Below are 18,600 nucleotides of genomic sequence, written 5' to 3'. Positions count from 1 at the left end.
AAGTCCTTTAGGCGGTCTTAGTTGCTGGTATCGAGTTCCGGGAAGTTTTTCACCAGCTCGTCGATAGCTTTTATCTGCGCCAGGAACGGCTCCAGCTTATCCAGCGGCAGCGCTGAAGGACCGTCGCATTTCGCGTTGGCCGGGTCCGGGTGAGCCTCAATAAACAGGCCGGCCAGCCCCACCGCCATGCCGGCACGCGCCAGCTCGGTAACCTGACCACGACGACCGCCGGAAGCGGAGCCAAACGGGTCGCGGCATTGCAGCGCGTGGGTCACGTCAAAAATCACCGGGCTGCCGTTAGAAACCTGCTTCATCACGTTAAAGCCCAGCATGTCGACCACAAGGTTATCGTAGCCGAAGTTCGCGCCGCGATCGCAGAGGATCACCTGCTCGTTGCCGCCTTCCGCAAATTTCTCAACGATATTTCCCATCTGACCAGGGCTGACAAACTGAGGTTTCTTAACGTTGATTACCGCGCCGGTTTTCGCCATCGCTTCAACCAGATCGGTCTGGCGGGCGAGGAAGGCAGGCAGCTGGATCACATCCACCACGTCAGCCACCGGCTGCGCCTGGCTGGCTTCGTGCACGTCGGTAATGATCTTCACGCCGAAGGCCTGCTTGATGTCCTGGAAAATACGCATTCCCTCTTCCAGACCCGGGCCACGGTAAGAGTTAATGGAGGAGCGGTTGGCCTTATCGAAGGAGGCTTTGAACACGTAAGGGATACCGAGCTTCTGGGTCACGGTGACGTAATGCTCACAGATACGCATCGCCAGATCGCGTGACTCCAGCACGTTCATGCCGCCAAACAGCACAAACGGCAGATCGTTTGCTACGTCGATATCACCAATGCTAACCACTTTCTGTTTCATGTCTTCGCCTTATTGATTGTTAATGCAGCGTAATCTGTTTTTGTTCAATCGAGTGGATTTGCAGCTTAATCATCTCGCTGACCGGATCCTCAGGACACTGCTCGACAAAATAGGTCAGATCGCTCAGAGCGACATGCTCGCACTCCAGCTGGGCAAAAATCAGCCCGCGATCGCGGATTTCATAAGGATCTTCTGGATCCATCTGCACCAGCACCTGGCTGACCTGCAGCGCCAGCTCCATCTGCTTCTCTTCCATCAGCGCGGATTTTAGCGTATCGAGCATTTTATTCAGCACCAGCTGCGGCTCGGCTTCCTGCAAATCGTCATCATACAGCTCCGCCACCGGACCGATGTTGCCCTTGAGCCACACTTCCAGCGTGTGTTCGTCGAGGGTATCGCCGTTGAACGGGTTAATTAACCACATCTCTTCGTCGAACCAGTCGGCCCGCAGGATTAGCTGTGTGGGAAAGATCACCGGCATCAGCGGCAGCGACAGCTGTCCGGCAATATGAAGGAAAATAATGCCCAGCGAAACGGCGGTGCCCTGACGGGTTCTGAGCACGTTATCCAGCCACAGGGTGTCCGACAGGCGGTAAACGCCGCTGGCGCCGCCAAATCCCCACTGTGTCCAGAACAGCTCGATCAGTTTTTCGAGCTGCATATCCTGTTCCAACTGCTGTGGAATTGCCGAGCGAGCCTCTTCTACCAGCACCGCTAACTGCTTTTTCACGTCTTCAGCAGGAAAATCGGCGCGGATAGCCTGAGTCGCGGCTATCACGGCCTCGCACAGCGGTAACGCTGTGAGATCAACATTTGCTATCGACGTCATACACTCCCCAACAATGGCATTTTTCATAGATGATACCGCCAAACGGCTTCCCAGTCAGCCGGGGAGCTCGCCATTCGGCCATTCTCTTGTTCGCGGCTACGGTTTTTGTCCATAAGTGACGCGATCGTTGCCGCCATAATCCTGACAGGTGGCGATGCCGGTAAAACCGTTTTCGCTCAAAATAGCCCGCACCTGCTGAGCCTGCTGCCAGCCGTGCTCCAGCAGCAGCCAGCCTCCCGCCAGCAGATGCTCGCCAGCCTTTGCTGCGATCTGGCGGATATCCGCCAGGCCATTTTCTGCAGAAACCAGCGCGCTGTGCGGCTCAAAGCGCACGTCGCCCTGGCGTAAATGCTCATCGGCTTCGTCGATATAGGGAGGATTACTGACGATCAGCGCGAACTGTTCGCCTGAGACAGCGCTGAACCAGTGGCTGAGGCGAAACTGCGCGTTGGTGATACCAAGGCGCTGCGCGTTGCTCTCCGCCAGCGCCACCGCGCCCGCAATGCGATCCACCCCAATCACCTGACAATCCGGCCTTTCGCTGGCGATAGCCAGCGCAATGGCGCCGGTGCCGGTGCCGAGATCGAGAATGTTTGCAGGCTGCGCTGGCAGGCGGCTAAGCGCCTGCTCCACCAGCAGTTCGGTGTCGGGGCGGGGAATAAGGGTATCCGGGGAGACGGCAAGATCCAGCGACCAGAACTCGCGATGGCCAGTCAGCCAGGCGATGGGTTCGCCGCCTGCGCGGCGTTCCAACAGAGCCGACAGCTGCTCCAGCTGCTCCACGCTAAGCTCGCTGTCATCGAAAGCAATAATCCAGCTGCGGGATTTGCCAGTCACCAGGCCCAGCAGGATTTCAGCATCCCGCTTCGGGCTGTCGCTGTCGGCTAAGCGGGCGATGGCCGCCCGCAGCCACTGGCGGAGGGTCATTAATCCTGACCGGAGAGCGCGGCCAGCTGATCCGCCTGATATTCCTGCACCACAGGCTCAATCAGCATATCCAGCTTGCCCTGCATCGCTTCGTCCAGTCGGTAAAGCGTCAGGTTGATACGGTGATCGGTGATGCGGCCCTGCGGATAGTTATAGGTGCGGTTACGATCGGAACGGTCGCCGCTTCCCAGCAGGTTGCGGCGCGTGGACGCTTCTTCCTGATGCTGCCTGGCGGTTTCCGCCGCACGGATACGCGCGCCAAGCACGGAGAGCGCTTTCGCTTTGTTTTTATGCTGGGACCGCTCGTCCTGACACTCCACCACAATCCCGGTAGGCAGGTGGGTAATACGAATCGCAGAATCGGTGGTGTTAACGTGCTGACCACCGGCCCCGGAGGAACGGAAGGTATCAATTTTCAAATCGCCCGCGTTGATTTCCGGCATTTCCGCTTCCGGCAGCTCCGGCATCACCGCAACGGTGCAGGCGGACGTGTGAATCCGCCCCTGGGATTCAGTTTCCGGCACGCGCTGCACGCGATGTCCACCCGACTCAAATTTCAGGCGGCCATACGCGCCATCGCCAATCACTTTAGCGATCACCTCTTTATAGCCGCCGTGCTCACCCTCACTGGCACTGAGCACCTCGATTTTCCAGCGGCGCGCCTCCGCATAGCGGCTGTACATGCGGAACAGATCGCCAGCGAAAATCCCCGCCTCATCGCCACCCGTTCCAGCGCGCACTTCCAGATAGCAGTTACGCTCATCGTCGGGATCTTTAGGCAGCAGCAGCACCTGAAACTCTTGCTCCAGTTGCTCAGTCACCGCGCGGGCTTCTTTTAACTCTTCCTGCGCCATATCGCGCATTTCAGCATCGTCGAGCATCTCTTCGGCGGCGGCAATATCGTTCTGATTCTGCTGCCAGCGCCTGAAGCACTGGCTGACGTCGGTCAGTTGGGCATACTCTCTGGAGAGCGCGCGAAAACGTTCCTGATCGGCAATGACGCCAGCATCGCCCAGCATCGCCTCAACTTCTTCATGGCGTTCCTGCAAGGCTTCCAGTTTGGCAACAATAGAAGGCTTCATTGGTGTTGTTTTACCTTGTAATCAATAGAGGCTAAAACGCTAATCCAGCCCGAGGCTGTTGCGTAAAATCTGCAGGCGTTCATCATCGCCGTCACGGGCGGCCTGCTGAAGGGATTTGGTAGGGGCGTGGATCAGGCGGTTGGTCAACTTATGGGCCAGCTCACGCATGACCTCCTGTGCATCCGCCCCCTGTTGCAGCGCGGTCAGCGCGCGGGCTTCCAGTTCGGCACGCACCTGCTCAGCCTGCGAGCGATACTCACGGATGGTATCAACGGCGGTTTGCGAGCGCAGCCAGGACATAAACTCGCTGCTCTCCTGCACAACAATCGTTTCGGCCTGAACGGCGGCGGCTTTGCGCTGCGCCATATTGCTTTCGATAATCGCCTGCAGGTCGTCAACGCTGTAGAGATAGGCGTTGGCCAACTTGCCCACTTCTGGCTCTACGTCGCGCGGCACGGCAATATCCACCAGCAGCATCGGCTGGTTGCGGCGCTTTTTCAGCGCCCGCTCCATCATCCCTTTACCAATAATCGGCAGCGGGCTGGCGGTGGAGCTGATAATGATGTCGGCTTCGCTGAGGCGGTCATCGATCTCCGCCAGGCTAATCACCTCCGCGCCCACTTCATCCGCCAGAACCTGGGCGCGTTCGCGGGTGCGGTTAGCAATAATTAAATTTTTAACGTTGTGCTCGCACAAATGGCGGGCCACCAGCTCAATGGTTTCCCCTGCCCCCACCAGCAGCACGGTCACCTCTGACAGCGACTCAAAAATCTGCCGCGCCAGGGTACAGGCCGCAAAAGCTACGGAGACGGCGCTGGCGCCGATTTCGGTTTCCGTCCGCACGCGTTTAGCCACCGAGAAGGACTTTTGAAACATCCTTTCCAGCTCGCTGGCAATCGGCTGCCCACGGTGGGAGTCGGCAAAAGCCTTTTTCACCTGCCCCAGAATTTGCGGCTCCCCGAGCACCAGTGAATCCAGCCCGCTGGCCACGCGCATCAGATGGCTGACCGCTTCATTATCATGGTGCCAGTAGAGGCTTTTACGCACCTCATCGGCACTCAGATGGTGATAATCACACAGCCACTTCACCAGCTGTTCCTGCAGGTTTTCCTGCTGCTCGACGCTGAGATAGAGTTCGGTTCGGTTACACGTAGACAGCACCACGCCGCCCTGCACCAGCGGCTGGGCCAGCAGGCTGCTAAGGGCTTCATCCAGCGTCTCCGGCGCGAACGCCACGCGTTCACGCAGAGCCACCGGGGCCGTTTTGTGATTAATTCCGAGCGCGAGCAGAGTCATGGTGATTAGGTCGGGGTTATCCCACTGTTGATAGGGTTTTGTGAGGCGCATTCTACAAGATGCGCGAGATCAAGAAAAGCCATCGTTCACCGTTCGCTGTAACAAGATATAGCTATTAAGCATTAAATAAGACAAATTGTGCATTGACGCCGCCCGTCGGGCTGGTTAGCTTGGACGGTTACTTTGGGCAAGCAAGCCCTTCCGGAGTCTGAGGAGTTGACCCCATAATGTTTATGCAGAATCGCCGCCTGATGCGCCTTCTCCCGCTTGCCAGCGTGCTGCTGGCCGCCTGTAGCGTTAATAAACCCCAGGGGCCTGGGCAGAGCGTTACCTCCCCACAGTGGCAGCAACATCAGCAGGCCGTTGAAAAAATAACCCAGTACCAGACCCGTGGCGCTTTTGCCTATCTTTCCGATAGCCAAAAAGTTTATGCCCGCTTTAACTGGCAGCAAACCGCGCCGGATCGCTATCGCCTGCTGCTGACCAACCCGCTTGGCAGCACCGAACTGCAGCTGGATGCCCAGGGCAATGTGGTGCAGCTGGTTGACAATAAAGGCAAGCGCTATACCAGCAACGATGCGGAGAAAATGGTCTCTCAACTGACCGGGATGGATATCCCGCTGAACAGCCTGCGACAGTGGATGATGGGCCTGCCGGGCGAGTCGACGGACTACACGCTGGACGACCAGTACCGCCTGAGCTCGGTGAACTACAGCCGTAACGGCCAGCAGTGGCAGGTCACTTACCAGGGTTACGACAGCAAGCAAAACCCAACGCTGCCCTCTAATCTTGAGTTAAAAGAGGGCAACCAGCGCATCAAGCTGAAAATGGACAGCTGGATCGTTAAATGAGTGCGGGCAACCTTCCTCCGACGGTCACCAGCGGTGAAAAATGGCCGGCTCCCGCTAAACTCAATTTGTTCCTCTACATCACGGGCCGTCGTTCTGACGGCTATCATAATTTGCAGACGCTGTTTCAGTTTCTAGACTATGGCGACAGCCTGACGATTGAAGCCAACGCCAGCGGGAGAATCAGCCTGCTGACGCCGATTGCCGGAGTAGAAGAAGAAGATAATCTGGTGATCCGCGCGGCCAGGCTGCTGCGCGAGCACGCCCAGAAGCGGGGCACGCTGTCCGAGGGCGCCGGTGCTACGCTGGCCGTTGAAAAGCGGCTGCCAATGGGCGGCGGGCTTGGCGGAGGCTCATCCGATGCCGCCACCGTACTGGTTGCGCTGAACCATTACTGGCAAACCGGCTTTTCGCTGAGCGAGCTGGCCTCTCTGGGGCTGAGCCTCGGCGCAGACGTGCCGGTGTTTGTGGAAGGCTTCTCGGCCTGTGCCGAAGGCGTGGGCGAAAAATTGACTCCGGTGGCGCCGCAGGAAAAATGGTATCTTGTTGTCCATCCTGGCGTAAACATTTCCACGCCGGTCGTTTTTGGCGATCCAGAGCTGATTCGCGACACGCCATCCCGTCAAATCAGCGAGTTATTGAGCGCTGAATACCGCAATGATTGTGAGCCAGTAGTAAGAAAACGTTTTCGCGAGGTTGAACAGCTTGTTTCCTGGCTGCTAGAATACGCGCCGTCGCGCCTGACAGGGACAGGTGCTTGTGTGTTTGCTGAATTCGACACCGAGTCTGCTGCCCGTCGGGTGTTAGAGCTGGCTCCACAACGGTGGCAGAGCTTTGTTGCGCGAGGCGTTAACGTTTCGCCGCTGCACCGCCGCCTTGCAGAGCTTTTAGAGTGACCGTGACGGCATCGCCCCGTTCCTGATGCTGCACGTAGATGACTATACCCGTATGAAACCGTCGTTACGGTATACCGCCCAGTGCCGCTAACGATGATGTTCATTCTCTGGACGCAAAGCCTGAGGTTCTTCTCGTGCCTGATATGAAGCTTTTTGCTGGTAACGCCACACCCGAACTAGCACAACGTATTGCCAACCGCCTTTACACTAGCCTGGGCGACGCCGCCGTCGGTCGTTTCAGTGATGGTGAAGTGAGCGTACAAATCAATGAAAATGTACGCGGTGGTGATATTTTCATCATCCAGTCCACCTGTGCCCCTACTAATGACAACCTGATGGAACTGGTTGTGATGGTAGATGCCCTGCGCCGTGCATCCGCTGGCCGTATTACCGCGGTTATCCCGTATTTTGGCTATGCCCGTCAGGATCGTCGCGTACGTTCCGCCCGCGTGCCGATTACCGCCAAAGTAGTGGCTGACTTTCTGTCCAGCGTAGGCGTCGATCGTGTGCTGACGGTGGATCTTCACGCTGAACAGATTCAGGGCTTCTTTGACGTCCCGGTTGATAACGTATTTGGTAGCCCGATTCTGCTGGAAGATATGCTGCAGATTGGTCTGGAGAACCCGATTGTCGTCTCTCCGGATATCGGCGGCGTCGTTCGCGCCCGTGCTATCGCCAAGCTGCTCAACGACACCGATATGGCGATCATCGATAAACGCCGTCCACGCGCTAACGTCTCGCAGGTAATGCATATTATCGGTGACGTCGCTGGCCGTGACTGCGTGCTTGTTGATGACATGATCGACACCGGCGGTACGCTGTGCAAGGCTGCCGAAGCGCTGAAGGAACGTGGCGCCAAGCGAGTATTCGCTTATGCCACCCACCCCATTTTCTCCGGTAACGCCGTGGAAAACCTGCGCAATTCCGTGATCGACGAAGTGGTGGTTTGCGACACCATTCCGCTGCCGGAAGAGATCAAAGCCCTGCCAAACGTCCGCACGCTGACGCTGTCAGGTATGCTGGCTGAGGCGATCCGCCGCATCAGCAACGAAGAGTCTATCTCTGCGATGTTCGAGCACTGATAGTCGGGGACGGGCTGGCCCCGTCCCCGCCTTTTTCGGCAAATCTTTCCGCATCAGCCGCAAACGCACTTTATCCTTTCCCCCCTCTCGCCAGCCGTATAGCTTCCCGGCGTTTCCCTCCTGCTGCTGTTCACCAATCCTGAACGATGCCAGCCGCTGCTGATAAACTATTTTTACCAAAGCGATCGGCAGAGTCTTTTGGCCCGGATTCATAAGTGATATTTTGCCTGCACCGACTCACCAGGAATATTCTTAAGATGATGCTGGACGTCTACACCCTGTTCGTTTGCGAGCTGTACGTGCTGTTTTTCCTCAGTATCATCATGGTCTTTGCCTGGAAAGGCTCACAGTACAACCGCGTGCTGGGTTTTGAGTGTCTGGCCCTGATCGTGACGATTCTGGCGGTGTTCCTGAGCAGCCTGCGCAGCGAAGGCCGACTGTTTCTGCCGGTGGTAGTCGGCAATTTGCTGATGTTGATGGCGTACAGCCTGATAGTTATGGCGTTCCGGTCGTTTCGCGGCGCCCGCTACGGCTATCTCTGGCTGGCTGGCCCGCTGATATGGATACTGCTTTGCCTGTCGCCGACGTTTTACCACTCGCTCCCTTATCGTATTCTGGCGATCTGCATTCTCTGCGTGATCTACACCGGCTGGATGATTGTGGAGCTGTACCGTTCACGAACCTGCCTGCCGGTGACTTACTGGCCAGCCCAGCTGCTGCTGTGGATCCACCTGCTGTTTCACGTTGTGCGGGGAATGGTTGATGGGGGTATTCCCAGCCCGCTGCACGGCGCGATCGGCGGCTCAACGTTTTCGGTATACGTCATTCTGGAATCGATCATGATGGTGATCGGACTAACCTTTACCCTGCTGGCGATGGTCAACGAACGGACGCAGATTCAGTACAGAAACGCCTCGCTGCTGGACCCGCTGACCGGCGTCTGGAATCGCCGCGCGCTGTTTGAAAAGGGCGAACTTCTGGCAACGTTTTGCGATAAATCCGGCCTCCCTTTGAGCATCATGTTGTTCGACCTTGACCACTTTAAAAGCATCAACGATCGGTTTGGTCATGCTAAGGGAGATTTGGTGCTGATCGATTTTTGCCATCAGGTTGAGCGGCTCATGCCAGCTAAAGGACACTTTGCCAGACTGGGAGGGGAAGAGTTTGCTGCTGTCATGGCCGCCAGCGAGAGCGAGACCCTGCGCTGCGCTGGGGAGATTCGGGCTGCGGTTGAGCACTCTCATCCCGAAGCCGTTAACTATACCGTCAGTATCGGCGTGGCAACCAGTAACGGCGCACATCATCAAATGGCCGAGCTGATGATGGCGGCTGATGAAGCGCTGTACCAGGCTAAGTCACTGGGCCGCAACCGGGTAACCAGCCACATCGCGAGCGAGGTCGAGGATTCTCCTGCCGTGGCGGCGGCAGGTCAGTAAAGCAAAACGCCTCTTTGCAGAGGCGTTTTCAGAGGCTTAATGGTGGCTGTGTCCGTCGGACCTGCGGCAGCGCTTATCGCCATAGTGGCGCACCCAGTAGTACCGATCGGTCACTTTTTCTCTGCCGCTGACGCGTGCGCCAACCAGCCACAGCAGTGCGCCAATAAAAATGCTGAAGATAGCGCCGTGAACCATAAACTCAGGCAGCTGTAACTGTGGAAGCTGATTCAGCACCGAGTAGCCAACCCCGCCAATCATCACCACCAGGCCAACTACCATCAGCGCATTGCCGGCAAAATTAGCATGTTTACGTTTCATTCTTCACCTCCCAGTTTTAGAGCGCCTTCCTGCACTCAGATAAGATAAGTTTAAGCAATAGTTACGGGAGGCTGTGCGGGACAGATCACATTTGTTGCACAATGTTTGACAAATCTTTACGTGCAAGCTGCTCATTTTTAATAGAAATCACATTATCACGCCGATCAACTATTGCGATCCGCGTCACACCACAACGCGCAGTTTTGAGTTCTTCAGCCGGGCTTAGTACACTAGCCCCCTTCTTCACTGCACCTCCCCAGGAAAACAGACAAGTGAGCAGCATTAAACTGATTGTGGGCCTTGCCAATCCCGGCGCAGAGTACGCCGCCACCCGCCATAATGCCGGTGCCTGGTACGTTGATTTACTGGCGCAGCGCCACAATCAGGCGTTAAAAGAAGAGAGTAAATTTTACGGCTATACCGCGCGCCTGAACATTGGCGGTGAGGATGTTCGCCTGCTGGTGCCCACCACCTTTATGAACCTGAGCGGCAAAGCCGTCGCGGCCATGGCAACCTTTTATCGCATCGCGCCGGAAGAGATCCTGGTGGCGCACGATGAGCTGGACCTGCCGCCGGGCGTAGCGAAATTTAAGCTTGGCGGTGGCCACGGCGGCCACAACGGCCTGAAAGATATCATCAGCAAGCTGGGTAATAACCTTAACTTCCATCGCCTGCGCATTGGCATTGGTCATCCTGGCGATCGCAATAAAGTGGTCGGCTATGTATTAGGCAAGCCGCAATCCGCTGAGCAAAAGCTGATTGATGATGCCGTGGATGAAGCCGCGCGCTGTACGGAAGTGTGGCTGAAGGATGACAAGCTGAAAGCGATGAACCGGCTACACAGCTTTAAGGCCGGATGAGTCAGATCCTGACCGGCCGGGATGAAAGGACAGTGCGCGCCAGCCGGGCATAAAAAAAGAGCCTGATTGGTAGTCAGGCCCTTCTTTCCTGTTTCAGAGCCTTTTGCTGCGGGCCTGAAACGTGCTGCTTGCATCTGTTCACGCATTTGATTTTAACACTTTCTGCGTTTTCGTCAACCGCTCACAAAACAGACTAATTTAACTTAGCAGGCGGGTAAAAATACTGTTAATATATACAGGTGATCGGTAATCAGGTGGGACGAACAGTGTATGAGGGCAACACTGCCTCGAATTTCCCCCGGCAGGAAACTGGTGGTGCAGTCCTGCCTGCCTCCACCTGAGAGCCGCTTGCATCTGTTCACACAGTAATGCCCGTAGCTGAGGGAGAAGTTAAAGGCACAGGCTACGTGCGGCGCTCTCCTGAAAAGGAGAACTGCCACAGTGATAACTCTGGCGATCGTTTTTTTATTGCTAAAGATCCTGCTGGTAATTTTACAGATTGCCATGCAGATCCTTGAGTTAATCCTTGCGAAACGCAAGTGAGTGAACGCCGGTAACGGACTTCCGCCCTAAAGATAATAACAATATAAATCAATGCATTATAGCTATCTGTTGTCATCATTATACACAGTAAACAACACGATGTAACCCCATCTGTTGTCCTTAAAGTTGGCCAGATTTCAGGCACAAAAAAGCCACCCCTGAAGGTGGCTTATGTGCAAGGTTACTTCCTCAACATGCTATTGTTCATGTCAAATGTCAGATTATCCAGACCAGTATTGAACGTCTCGTTAGCGTGAGCTTCCATGATGTTCCCAAACTCTGGGCTAGGTGCTACCGTCACCTGAATGCCCAGGTTGTTATTGATAGGCGGGATGCTCTGAGTCGCATTGCTGAACATGTTACTCGCCTGAGGCTGATTATTCGCCATAGTGACAATCTGAGAGGAGCCACCGGTCAGAAAATCACGCGCCTGTTGGAATTTCTCAACACCGTAACCAATCGGACTATCTGTATAATATGCTCCGTTCTCTGACAGGTGCTGCTTAGTCCCGAATAGCTCCGTGTTCATCCGGTTAACCCACCCCGCTAATGCGGTAGACCATTCAAGCAACTTCGCGGTTGACTGCCCCGCCATTTCACCCAGGCCCTTGATTAATGGGGCGGCAGCTTCAAATGATTCATCGAGATTTTTGGTCGATATGCCTGCATCTGACATCGCCTTACCAAAAGAAGCCGCAAATGTATCTTCCAGGCTATCCCCAACCTGCTGAGACCTCTGGCCTAAAGTATTAAGATAATCAACGTTTTTCTGTTGAGATGAGTTCAGGATTTGACCAGTACTTACCAAATTATCCAGAGTATCAATTACGTTCTGACCGTTGTAACTAACTGATTTTGTTACATAACTGAAATCATTAATCGTTTCACTGAGGGCAGTAAATTCGCTATCAGTCAATTTGGCACTCTTTTGCAATGAACGAAGTAAGACGGCTAACTCAACCGGGCCTTTAACATTCTGGAGAGTGGATAAGGCACCCTGCTGGGAGTAGCCCGCCCTATTGACCATGATTTGGAGCCAATCACTCATTTCCCCACCGCCTGAGAATGAAGCCTGACCGTTTTTGGTTTTGGTCCAAGAACCGAGGCTTAACTGGCCAATCTTATCCTGCGTGTCCTTGGCGATATCTGCTATTTTATCGTAACTTACTGAAAACCCCGTCTGTTGCCTGACTACCTGCTGCAAAGCTATGGCTTCCTCTGGAGATAACCCCATGGTTGCAACCATTTTGCGCCCCTGCTGGCGCGTTGTTGCCCCCGCTAAAGCGTCTCTTGCGCTGTCATACGCCAAATAGGCCCCTGCACCCACGGATAAAGTACTTCCTAACGGAGAGGCCAACAGCCCGCCAAGGCTCAACATTTTATTATTGTTAAATCTGTTTATCGACTTCCCGCCAGCGGTCTGTTTATTTGCACTACGTTGCTGACGTGCAACAGAGGAAAGAATCGCTTTTTGCTGGCGCAGAGCTTCATTAGCTTGTTGGAGGCTGATTTTCTGATTGCGATATTCCTCAGTGATTCGATGAGCTTCCCGCAATGCTTTGTATCTCTCCTGAGAGTCCAGCCCCTGCAAACGGTTAATATCAAACGCTGATTTGTTAAAACGTAAATCGGCTGTCTGGTTCCTTTTAGCTGAATTAAGCTTCGCCCGCTCAGCAGCTTTCAACGCTTTTTCATCTGCACGAGATTTAGCAGAAGCGGCCTTTGCATCGGCAATTTGTTGCTGCCTGGCTTTATTTGTATTAGTTGCCGCCTGTTGAGCGACTGCTTTCTGCGCCTTAGCTTGTGCCTGATGCACGGATTTGACAGCTGCAATTTGTGCCTTAGCTTCCGCAGCTGCGTTAGTAGCAAACTGTTTCTTTAAATTTTTGAGGTCGGTTCTTACTCGTTTGAGGCTTGCTCTATCTGTCTGGTATTTTACCGTGTTGATAAGCGTAGCCGCTTCGACTTTTGTACTCATATTTACTCCCTGCCCTATGGGCATAAAAAAACCCCGCCAACTTATGCGGGCAGGGCTGTTTATTTTAATTTTATTCGATTTCTTCGGTAGCAAGTGCCAGCAATACCGGCATTTTCTTTCTGTATACCCGATGTGCAATAACATCCCGGCTCACATTAAACACTCTGGCACAGCCAGTGATATTTAAAATCTGCTTTAGGATTTCGTCATCACCATCGAGGTTCCAGACAACGAAATTGGAATCTGTTTGGAATGTGATTTTCATTATTTTATTTCTCTCGTAATAACCATACAGTCATAATATGGAGAGGGAGATAAACTCCCATCCCTACTAACAGGCCCATTGATAATATACAAAGAGCCATTAGCAATACGATTTTGATAATGTTAAACCGTAGCTGTAACTTTCGTATAAAGACTTGGCAACATATTAACAGCAAGTGCAGATGTCTCGGTATACAGGGAAATATGACGACGCTCAGTTAAATAAGAATACGCATAACTTTCCTGGGCTCCCTGCTGAGCAATAACACCGTCGCGGCTGGCACGAGTATATATTTTCTTCAGTGGGTTGCGAGGACCATCGACAAAACGAGGTGCAATAAGCATCTCATCTTCACCCAGCATTCCATAAAATCTGTCTTCAACCAATACAAATACCATATTATTGAACGTGAACGCCTGGACAGTATCAAGCCCGCCGTAGGTAGCGAAATTGGTCAGGAAATTATTACTGTTGAACGGGTCAACGGTATATTTCATCATGTCTTTGATGCTCTGATGACTCAATACGGCGTAATAGGCCTCAGGAGCACAGAAAACAAAAATTTTATCTACTGGCAGACCAGATGCCTTACGGCGGACAGCTGCCTGCGTTTTGGTAATCCACAATGGCACATCGGTTGCCGCTGCTAAATCCAGAGCTGATACCTGATAATCAGAGCCGAAAAGGGTCTGATAATTAATGTTAGGATTTGCTGTATCCTCCGACGTCTGAGTAGCGCTTACAAGCGCCTGGGTCAGTTTATATTCAACCCACTGGTCACGCGCTTCAGCTTGTAGTTCGAGCGCTTCGGCAACAACGTGCTCTAAAGATTTTTCCAGAACGCCACCGAATTCGCGGAGGTCCTGCCAGTCTTTAGGTCCCAGGGTTACTGTATTCTCGGTGAAAGGCACCTCAAGGCTAACAGTGCTGGTTTTACGGAGATTAACTGTGTTCGTGTCGGTCCCGAAACGCTGATTATCGGCCTGTAATAGTACATCGCTACTTTCATCGACATAATAATCAACAGCCGCAAATCGGCTTGCAGATGGAACTGAGCTAAAAAAATTCAATTCCTGTAATAGTAGATTTTTTGGTTTAAATACATCAACAAAAGTTGAGGTTAAATCCGCATTTTGGAATGAATCCAATGAGGTAATAGGCATAAAAATATCCTTTTATTATTATAATCAGGTAGTAGGAATTGACAGGTGCGTCTGGGTAGTCACACGGATATTTCCATCAGCGGTAATCATCGCAATGACAGCATCACGGTTAGCACTATCAAATACCAGACCATCTGGATTAACAATAACCATCCGGTCAACGGCGCGGAAAGTTTTATTAGCTCCTGCGTCTACATAATCCAGTGAAATAATAAAATCTGAATCGGTGCCATCAGAGAGTTTTGAACCATCTGCCGAAATTACTGTACCTGGAACCATGTCTATAGCAACATTAGATAAGGTGACTTTTTTAATAGCGAAGGTGTCGCTTGCACTGAATGCAATTACATCCGCATCGGTTTTAAGGCTTGTGTAGGGTTGTCCAAGGTTCATTTTTTATGATTTCCTTTTTTAATTGTTTTTGACAGGATAGAATTTAAATCTTCATCCTCATTATTATTTATCTCATCCGCCATCTTGGCGATAACTGAGCAAGCTTTTTTCAAAGAAGATTTATCTTCTTCGGGAATATTTATTTGTGATTCAATGCCAGCCTGTTTGGCTAACAAATAAAGCTGATTACTCACCTCTAAATCATCGGTGAATAATGTTATAGAAATTTTATCTATCATATTATTATCATTCTTTTTGATGCATAAAAAAATGGGCCAGCAAATGCCGACCCAGATTGACTACTAAGGAAAAAACTATTAAGAAGAAAATAAAGAAGACTTTGCAAATGCCAATAAGCAAAATCTCTTTTTTGGAGTAGAACAATGGGCAAATATTTTCGGGCATCACCCCGTTGCTAAGGCGTGGATAAATATTCAAACCCCACGTAATGAAATTCAGGGACGCTTCACCTTCCCTAATATTATATTACACCAATACGTGTATCTCTGTCAATATATTTTATGATTTTCAGTGCAGTTTTTCTTTATTTAAACTTTTGGCTGCGATGGCTGCATACATATTTTGTTGAGCATCGAAATGATCAATAGTATTACTGATTGCGATAAGTGCAGCAGATAGTTCACGGTAACGGATATATTGATTAATATCGCGTTCAACCACATATTCGAAAAAGTCCAGGCTCTCCGTTGGGAAATTCCAGGACATAAATCTATCCATGCACCAGCTGTGATTACTCAGAAAAGTATCGAGATTTTCATAATCATCTGCAATAAGACTACTCACCATTTCATCTAAAGTCTCAACTATATCTTTTAGTTTATCAAAATTGCTTTCGTTATTCATTTTATTCTCCATGTTATTATTGTTATGCTACTGCGATTGCTTCAGAAAAATATTCCACCAGATCATCATCTATTCTATGCAGTCGGTTGGCTGACAACCATTGGAAATAATGCTCTTCCGATTCAAATATGCCCTGCCAGCTCTCTGGGGTTCCCACAAATCTGGTCACCTGAATAGCCCTAGGTTTAAAGTATGCTGACCCGCTCGATGTGATATCATCAAAAATCAATTGCTCCTCTTTGCTAAGCGGTTTCGGTGGGAGCTGTTCAACAAGCATTCGGTAATCAGATTTTTTAGTTCTTTTGGTTCTCGCTGATTTTCGTTTCTGAGTCTCAATGTAATTTTGTGTTGCTGTCAGGTTGGAACTTGTGTAATACGCGATAGGACCTCCAATAATAAGTTTTTGTAACGAGCATAAAACCAGACATAAAATAAACCCATTTAAAATCAATAGGTTATACATGATGAACTGAATTATGCAAATGATTGATTTATATAGATAATCGTAAAAATGGCAACGCTACGTGAAATCTGAGTGATTTTTAGGGTAAGACTCCAGATTATTAATCAGAATTCGCATAGCGACACCAATCGTTAATTTTTTGGTGAGTCATCACCTAATAATTCAGATGAGTATTTTTTGACAAATGAGTTTTTAACCGGGAGTTTTAAATACTCTCTCGTTGATATATCATTTTTATCTGGCAGATATTCAATACTTAGATAAACAACCTTATTTCTGATAAAGTCCGCATATGCATTTTCTCTTTCTATCAAACTCTGAATCCAGTCGAAATAATTTCTTGTTTTACAAGTTATATACTTTACATCCAACTCCCCTCCTATTAATATTCTTACCTCCCCCCGGATTTTCGGGTGGAGTCTTTCGTGATTTTACGGTTACCGGATTTACGGGTACCGTTATTTTTTAAATAAACGCCTTCAGGATAATCTCTGAAGATTTACCTTTTTTAACCAATAAATAAACTATTTCCAAAACACGGTTGAATTCTTCAGTATCTTGGGAGATTCCCCAAGCTATTGCGATCTTCTCTGTCAGTGTTAGTGTTGTAGCAAATGCGTCATTATTCAATAAACCTCCAATGGTTAAAATGGTATACCCCAACTGTCATAAACATGGGGATGATTTAATATTAAATGTTCTGTGAATCCCTGAGGGATATTTACCGATGTTCCCCGTTCAGCATCAATTAATTTTTTAAACTCTGTCATTGCAGCAGTGAAATCGAGGCATTTCGATAGTTTCCCAGCATCAAAATATTTCAGGAAATATTGGCTCAGCCCCTCTTCAGGTGTTGGCATTGCTGCTGGCTCTGCCGTGATGACTACTGGCTCCGGTTGTGGCTCTAAAGACTTACTATTATTACCAAGTGCTTCGGTTTCATTAGGTATAAATAGGTCACCGTTTAGAACATCCTTCAGGGGTTTAATCAGATAAATATTTGATGTTCCTGCACGGTTTTTTCTCTTAATCCAACCCCAAGTTTCAAGATCATCAATATGTCTCATAGCAACCTGTCTACTACCTATATTGAGCCTGGCAGCTATTGTTTCCATTTCTGGATATACGGCATCAAACGTGCGGGATAAACTTAGCAGGTAGGAATAAATCATTTTATGTTTGAGGGTATCCTTCCCTACTGGTTCAGAACTTCTGTCTTTTACCTCAAGAGCAAGCAGTTCCCAATCTATTGCGAGGAAGGGTTCAAGTTTTTCTTTATTTATTTTTTTCGCCATCTGTTCCCTCTTTGATAAGGTTGTTAAAGTATTCTTTCAAGATCTTATTTGTTAATGCTGGAATATTGGTATCCTCCGCATTCGCTCTCTTGAGCAGCTTCCCAAATATTTCTGGATCAAAACGTATATTCATTGTTCCGTTCTCCATTCATCATAAATTCGGATAGCCTCTGCGAACATCTCGGCCCGTTCGGTATATCCACGAGAAAGAGCAGCACGCTCATTTGTTTTAATTACATGGCGACGGACAGCGCCACTCTGCAAATCTTTTACAACCTGTTCAATGCTAAAATATTTCATAATCCTCCAATAATAAAAAACACCTTGCAGCCAGCTGGCTCAAAGTGCAGTGATGGGCTTATTTCCCCGTTGTTTAGTTATAATAACCCAACAACAAACGTTTGTCAATAGTTAATTCACGAACCTCGTAAGAATATCATCCTACGCGCATGCTTGCAAGATAATTTACACTTTAAATGTACCTAATTAGCCATACATCGAATTTAAGCCACCTGTAAGCCATTCTAAGCGCTTTTATTGTTTAGTTATAATCTGCATTAGTTATTGCAATTTAACTCAATACAGAGGCTCTGGTTAAGCTATATTTTAACTCCGTGACAGTTAGCAAATACCCGTTTAGATGTCACCCAAGTATTTACCATGAATATTCCCCCCTGGCCTTACGCTTAGGAAAGAGCCAGCACGAGTCAGATAGGGTAATACATTCATTATCGTATTAACCGATTTGATAACGAGTGTTCTGTATGTCGAGGCTTGCACGATGACAGACAGTTACACATAGAGCACGAATCAATGAAATCAATACAGTTTTTATTGTATTGGTTGAGTTGTTAATGAGTGTTAAGGGTAGCACTGGGAATGGTTTTATCATTCACAGGGGTTAGCCTGTTACACCTATGCAGTGCGAGAGGGAGCATAGCGACAGCCTGCATAATAGAGGATTAAGACCTGGCACAACTAAAGGTTTATCTTAGTTGGGTATGGGATTAATCAGTAGAGCTGTCGTGGCACATTAAACGTAGTGAGTGCCTGACAGATATCTCTGTGAGCGGACCAGGACGAAGTCGCTCACAGGATGGAGTAATCTTTCTTTTCTAATTAACTACTAATAAACAATAAAACAAAGTTACTTTAGTTTATTCTTATAAAGAGACCCTGTACACGATTCT

At 50.1% G+C, this 18,600-nt stretch carries 21 protein-coding genes; 5 read left to right on the top strand and 16 right to left on the bottom strand.

Annotated features, from left to right (window positions below):
* Positions 1-17: 17 nt before the first annotated feature.
* From kdsA to hemA, 5 genes are all read right to left on the bottom strand, one after another.
* Complete coding sequence (gene kdsA, locus NG99_RS06640; RefSeq protein WP_034889907.1) at positions 18-872, bottom strand: 3-deoxy-8-phosphooctulonate synthase; 855 nt, start codon at positions 870-872, stop codon at positions 18-20.
* A gap of 19 nt (positions 873-891) precedes the next feature.
* Entirely contained in the window at positions 892-1,701 is an 810-nt protein-coding gene (gene sirB1, locus NG99_RS06635; protein ID WP_034890022.1) for an invasion regulator SirB1, read from the bottom strand.
* Positions 1,702-1,797: 96 nt separating this feature from the next.
* On the bottom strand, positions 1,798-2,628 hold the full coding sequence (gene prmC, locus NG99_RS06630; RefSeq protein ID WP_034889905.1) for a peptide chain release factor N(5)-glutamine methyltransferase: 831 nt from the start codon (positions 2,626-2,628) through the stop codon (positions 1,798-1,800).
* A complete protein-coding gene (gene prfA / locus NG99_RS06625) occupies positions 2,628-3,710 on the bottom strand; it encodes a peptide chain release factor 1 (protein WP_034889903.1) in 1,083 nt (360 codons plus the stop codon). The genes prmC and prfA overlap by 1 nt, the downstream gene beginning before the upstream one ends.
* Positions 3,711-3,749: 39 nt before the next feature.
* Positions 3,750-5,006 (bottom strand): glutamyl-tRNA reductase, encoded by a 1,257-nt coding sequence (gene hemA / locus NG99_RS06620; protein ID WP_034889901.1) that lies wholly within the window; start codon positions 5,004-5,006, stop codon positions 3,750-3,752.
* A gap of 227 nt (positions 5,007-5,233) precedes the next feature.
* Between hemA and lolB the strand changes: the two genes are divergently transcribed.
* The 4 genes from lolB to NG99_RS06600 all read left to right on the top strand — a co-directional run bounded on the left by lolB (position 5,234) and on the right by NG99_RS06600 (position 9,268).
* Positions 5,234-5,857 (top strand): lipoprotein insertase outer membrane protein LolB, encoded by a 624-nt coding sequence (gene lolB / locus NG99_RS06615; protein ID WP_034889899.1) that lies wholly within the window; start codon positions 5,234-5,236, stop codon positions 5,855-5,857.
* The gene (ispE, locus tag NG99_RS06610) at positions 5,854-6,750 is read left to right on the top strand and encodes a 4-(cytidine 5'-diphospho)-2-C-methyl-D-erythritol kinase (protein ID WP_034889897.1); all 897 of its coding nucleotides are present in this window, start codon (positions 5,854-5,856) and stop codon (positions 6,748-6,750) included. Before lolB ends, ispE begins: the two co-directional genes overlap by 4 nt.
* Before the next feature lie 134 nt (positions 6,751-6,884).
* The gene (gene prs, locus NG99_RS06605) at positions 6,885-7,832 is read left to right on the top strand and encodes a ribose-phosphate diphosphokinase (protein ID WP_013201847.1); all 948 of its coding nucleotides are present in this window, start codon (positions 6,885-6,887) and stop codon (positions 7,830-7,832) included.
* A gap of 257 nt (positions 7,833-8,089) precedes the next feature.
* Positions 8,090-9,268: a GGDEF domain-containing protein gene (locus NG99_RS06600; RefSeq protein WP_034889888.1), complete on the top strand. Its 1,179-nt coding sequence runs from the start codon at positions 8,090-8,092 to the stop codon at positions 9,266-9,268.
* A 36-nt stretch (positions 9,269-9,304) separates the two neighbouring features.
* Here the strand turns inward: NG99_RS06600 and ychH are convergent, their stop codons facing one another.
* Positions 9,305-9,586 (bottom strand): stress-induced protein YchH, encoded by a 282-nt coding sequence (gene ychH, locus NG99_RS06595; protein ID WP_034889886.1) that lies wholly within the window; start codon positions 9,584-9,586, stop codon positions 9,305-9,307.
* A gap of 272 nt (positions 9,587-9,858) precedes the next feature.
* Here ychH and pth point away from each other — a divergent pair, with 272 nt between their 5' ends.
* The gene (pth, locus tag NG99_RS06590) at positions 9,859-10,446 is read left to right on the top strand and encodes an aminoacyl-tRNA hydrolase (protein ID WP_034889884.1); all 588 of its coding nucleotides are present in this window, start codon (positions 9,859-9,861) and stop codon (positions 10,444-10,446) included.
* Positions 10,447-11,170: 724 nt separating this feature from the next.
* On the opposite strand, the gene NG99_RS06585 is transcribed toward pth, so the two are convergent.
* The 10 genes from NG99_RS06585 to NG99_RS29665 all read right to left on the bottom strand — a co-directional run bounded on the left by NG99_RS06585 (position 11,171) and on the right by NG99_RS29665 (position 17,710).
* On the bottom strand, positions 11,171-12,967 hold the full coding sequence (locus tag NG99_RS06585) for a hypothetical protein (protein WP_034889881.1): 1,797 nt from the start codon (positions 12,965-12,967) through the stop codon (positions 11,171-11,173).
* Between the two features lie 70 nt (positions 12,968-13,037).
* On the bottom strand, positions 13,038-13,232 hold the full coding sequence (locus NG99_RS06580; protein WP_034889878.1) for a hypothetical protein: 195 nt from the start codon (positions 13,230-13,232) through the stop codon (positions 13,038-13,040).
* A gap of 122 nt (positions 13,233-13,354) precedes the next feature.
* Positions 13,355-14,395 carry a major capsid protein gene (locus tag NG99_RS06575; RefSeq protein WP_034889875.1) on the bottom strand — a complete coding sequence of 347 codons (1,041 nt, stop codon included), beginning with the start codon at positions 14,393-14,395 and terminating at the stop codon, positions 13,355-13,357.
* A 24-nt stretch (positions 14,396-14,419) separates the two neighbouring features.
* Positions 14,420-14,788 (bottom strand): hypothetical protein, encoded by a 369-nt coding sequence (locus NG99_RS06570; protein WP_034889872.1) that lies wholly within the window; start codon positions 14,786-14,788, stop codon positions 14,420-14,422.
* Positions 14,785-15,027, bottom strand: coding sequence for a hypothetical protein (locus NG99_RS06565; RefSeq protein WP_034889869.1), 243 nt, complete (start codon positions 15,025-15,027; stop codon positions 14,785-14,787). Before NG99_RS06565 ends, NG99_RS06570 begins: the two co-directional genes overlap by 4 nt.
* 289 nt (positions 15,028-15,316) lie before the next feature.
* A complete protein-coding gene (locus NG99_RS06560; RefSeq protein WP_034889866.1) occupies positions 15,317-15,652 on the bottom strand; it encodes a hypothetical protein in 336 nt (111 codons plus the stop codon).
* 22 nt (positions 15,653-15,674) lie between these two features.
* Complete coding sequence (locus NG99_RS29140; RefSeq protein ID WP_157032572.1) at positions 15,675-16,115, bottom strand: hypothetical protein; 441 nt, start codon at positions 16,113-16,115, stop codon at positions 15,675-15,677.
* 644 nt (positions 16,116-16,759) lie between these two features.
* On the bottom strand, positions 16,760-17,410 hold the full coding sequence (locus NG99_RS27485; protein ID WP_052130580.1) for a helix-turn-helix domain-containing protein: 651 nt from the start codon (positions 17,408-17,410) through the stop codon (positions 16,760-16,762).
* Complete coding sequence (locus tag NG99_RS29135) at positions 17,391-17,543, bottom strand: hypothetical protein (RefSeq protein WP_157032571.1); 153 nt, start codon at positions 17,541-17,543, stop codon at positions 17,391-17,393. Before NG99_RS29135 ends, NG99_RS27485 begins: the two co-directional genes overlap by 20 nt.
* A complete protein-coding gene (locus tag NG99_RS29665) occupies positions 17,540-17,710 on the bottom strand; it encodes a hypothetical protein (RefSeq protein WP_198138742.1) in 171 nt (56 codons plus the stop codon). Before NG99_RS29665 ends, NG99_RS29135 begins: the two co-directional genes overlap by 4 nt.
* Positions 17,711-18,600 lie beyond the last annotated feature (890 nt).

This window comes from Erwinia typographi (assembly GCF_000773975.1).
GTDB classification, from domain to species: Bacteria; Pseudomonadota; Gammaproteobacteria; order Enterobacterales; family Enterobacteriaceae; genus Erwinia; species Erwinia typographi.
Note: the sequence above shows the minus strand (reverse complement) of the source record. Positions and strands in the feature narration are given on the sequence as shown.

Bases quoted from the DNA above. Each gene is read 5' to 3' on its own strand.
- NG99_RS06575 (WP_034889875.1), bottom strand. From the start codon at position 14,395: ATGCCTATTACCTCATTGGATTCATTCCAAAATGCGGATTTAACCTCA.
- hemA (WP_034889901.1), bottom strand. From the start codon at position 5,006: ATGACTCTGCTCGCGCTCGGAATTAATCACAAAACGGCCCCGGTGGCT.
- prmC (WP_034889905.1), bottom strand. From the start codon at position 2,628: ATGACCCTCCGCCAGTGGCTGCGGGCGGCCATCGCCCGCTTAGCCGAC.
- ychH (WP_034889886.1), bottom strand. From the start codon at position 9,586: ATGAAACGTAAACATGCTAATTTTGCCGGCAATGCGCTGATGGTAGTT.
- NG99_RS29665 (WP_198138742.1), bottom strand. From the start codon at position 17,710: ATGAAATATTTTAGCATTGAACAGGTTGTAAAAGATTTGCAGAGTGGC.
- NG99_RS06600 (WP_034889888.1), top strand. From the start codon at position 8,090: ATGATGCTGGACGTCTACACCCTGTTCGTTTGCGAGCTGTACGTGCTG.
- NG99_RS27485 (WP_052130580.1), bottom strand. From the start codon at position 17,410: ATGGCGAAAAAAATAAATAAAGAAAAACTTGAACCCTTCCTCGCAATA.
- ispE (WP_034889897.1), top strand. From the start codon at position 5,854: ATGAGTGCGGGCAACCTTCCTCCGACGGTCACCAGCGGTGAAAAATGG.
- NG99_RS29135 (WP_157032571.1), bottom strand. From the start codon at position 17,543: ATGAATATACGTTTTGATCCAGAAATATTTGGGAAGCTGCTCAAGAGA.
- NG99_RS06585 (WP_034889881.1), bottom strand. From the start codon at position 12,967: ATGAGTACAAAAGTCGAAGCGGCTACGCTTATCAACACGGTAAAATAC.
- NG99_RS06560 (WP_034889866.1), bottom strand. From the start codon at position 15,652: ATGAATAACGAAAGCAATTTTGATAAACTAAAAGATATAGTTGAGACT.
- sirB1 (WP_034890022.1), bottom strand. From the start codon at position 1,701: ATGACGTCGATAGCAAATGTTGATCTCACAGCGTTACCGCTGTGCGAG.
- lolB (WP_034889899.1), top strand. From the start codon at position 5,234: ATGTTTATGCAGAATCGCCGCCTGATGCGCCTTCTCCCGCTTGCCAGC.
- NG99_RS06570 (WP_034889872.1), bottom strand. From the start codon at position 14,788: ATGAACCTTGGACAACCCTACACAAGCCTTAAAACCGATGCGGATGTA.
- NG99_RS06580 (WP_034889878.1), bottom strand. From the start codon at position 13,232: ATGAAAATCACATTCCAAACAGATTCCAATTTCGTTGTCTGGAACCTC.
- prfA (WP_034889903.1), bottom strand. From the start codon at position 3,710: ATGAAGCCTTCTATTGTTGCCAAACTGGAAGCCTTGCAGGAACGCCAT.
- kdsA (WP_034889907.1), bottom strand. From the start codon at position 872: ATGAAACAGAAAGTGGTTAGCATTGGTGATATCGACGTAGCAAACGAT.
- NG99_RS06565 (WP_034889869.1), bottom strand. From the start codon at position 15,027: ATGATAGATAAAATTTCTATAACATTATTCACCGATGATTTAGAGGTG.
- NG99_RS29140 (WP_157032572.1), bottom strand. From the start codon at position 16,115: ATGTATAACCTATTGATTTTAAATGGGTTTATTTTATGTCTGGTTTTA.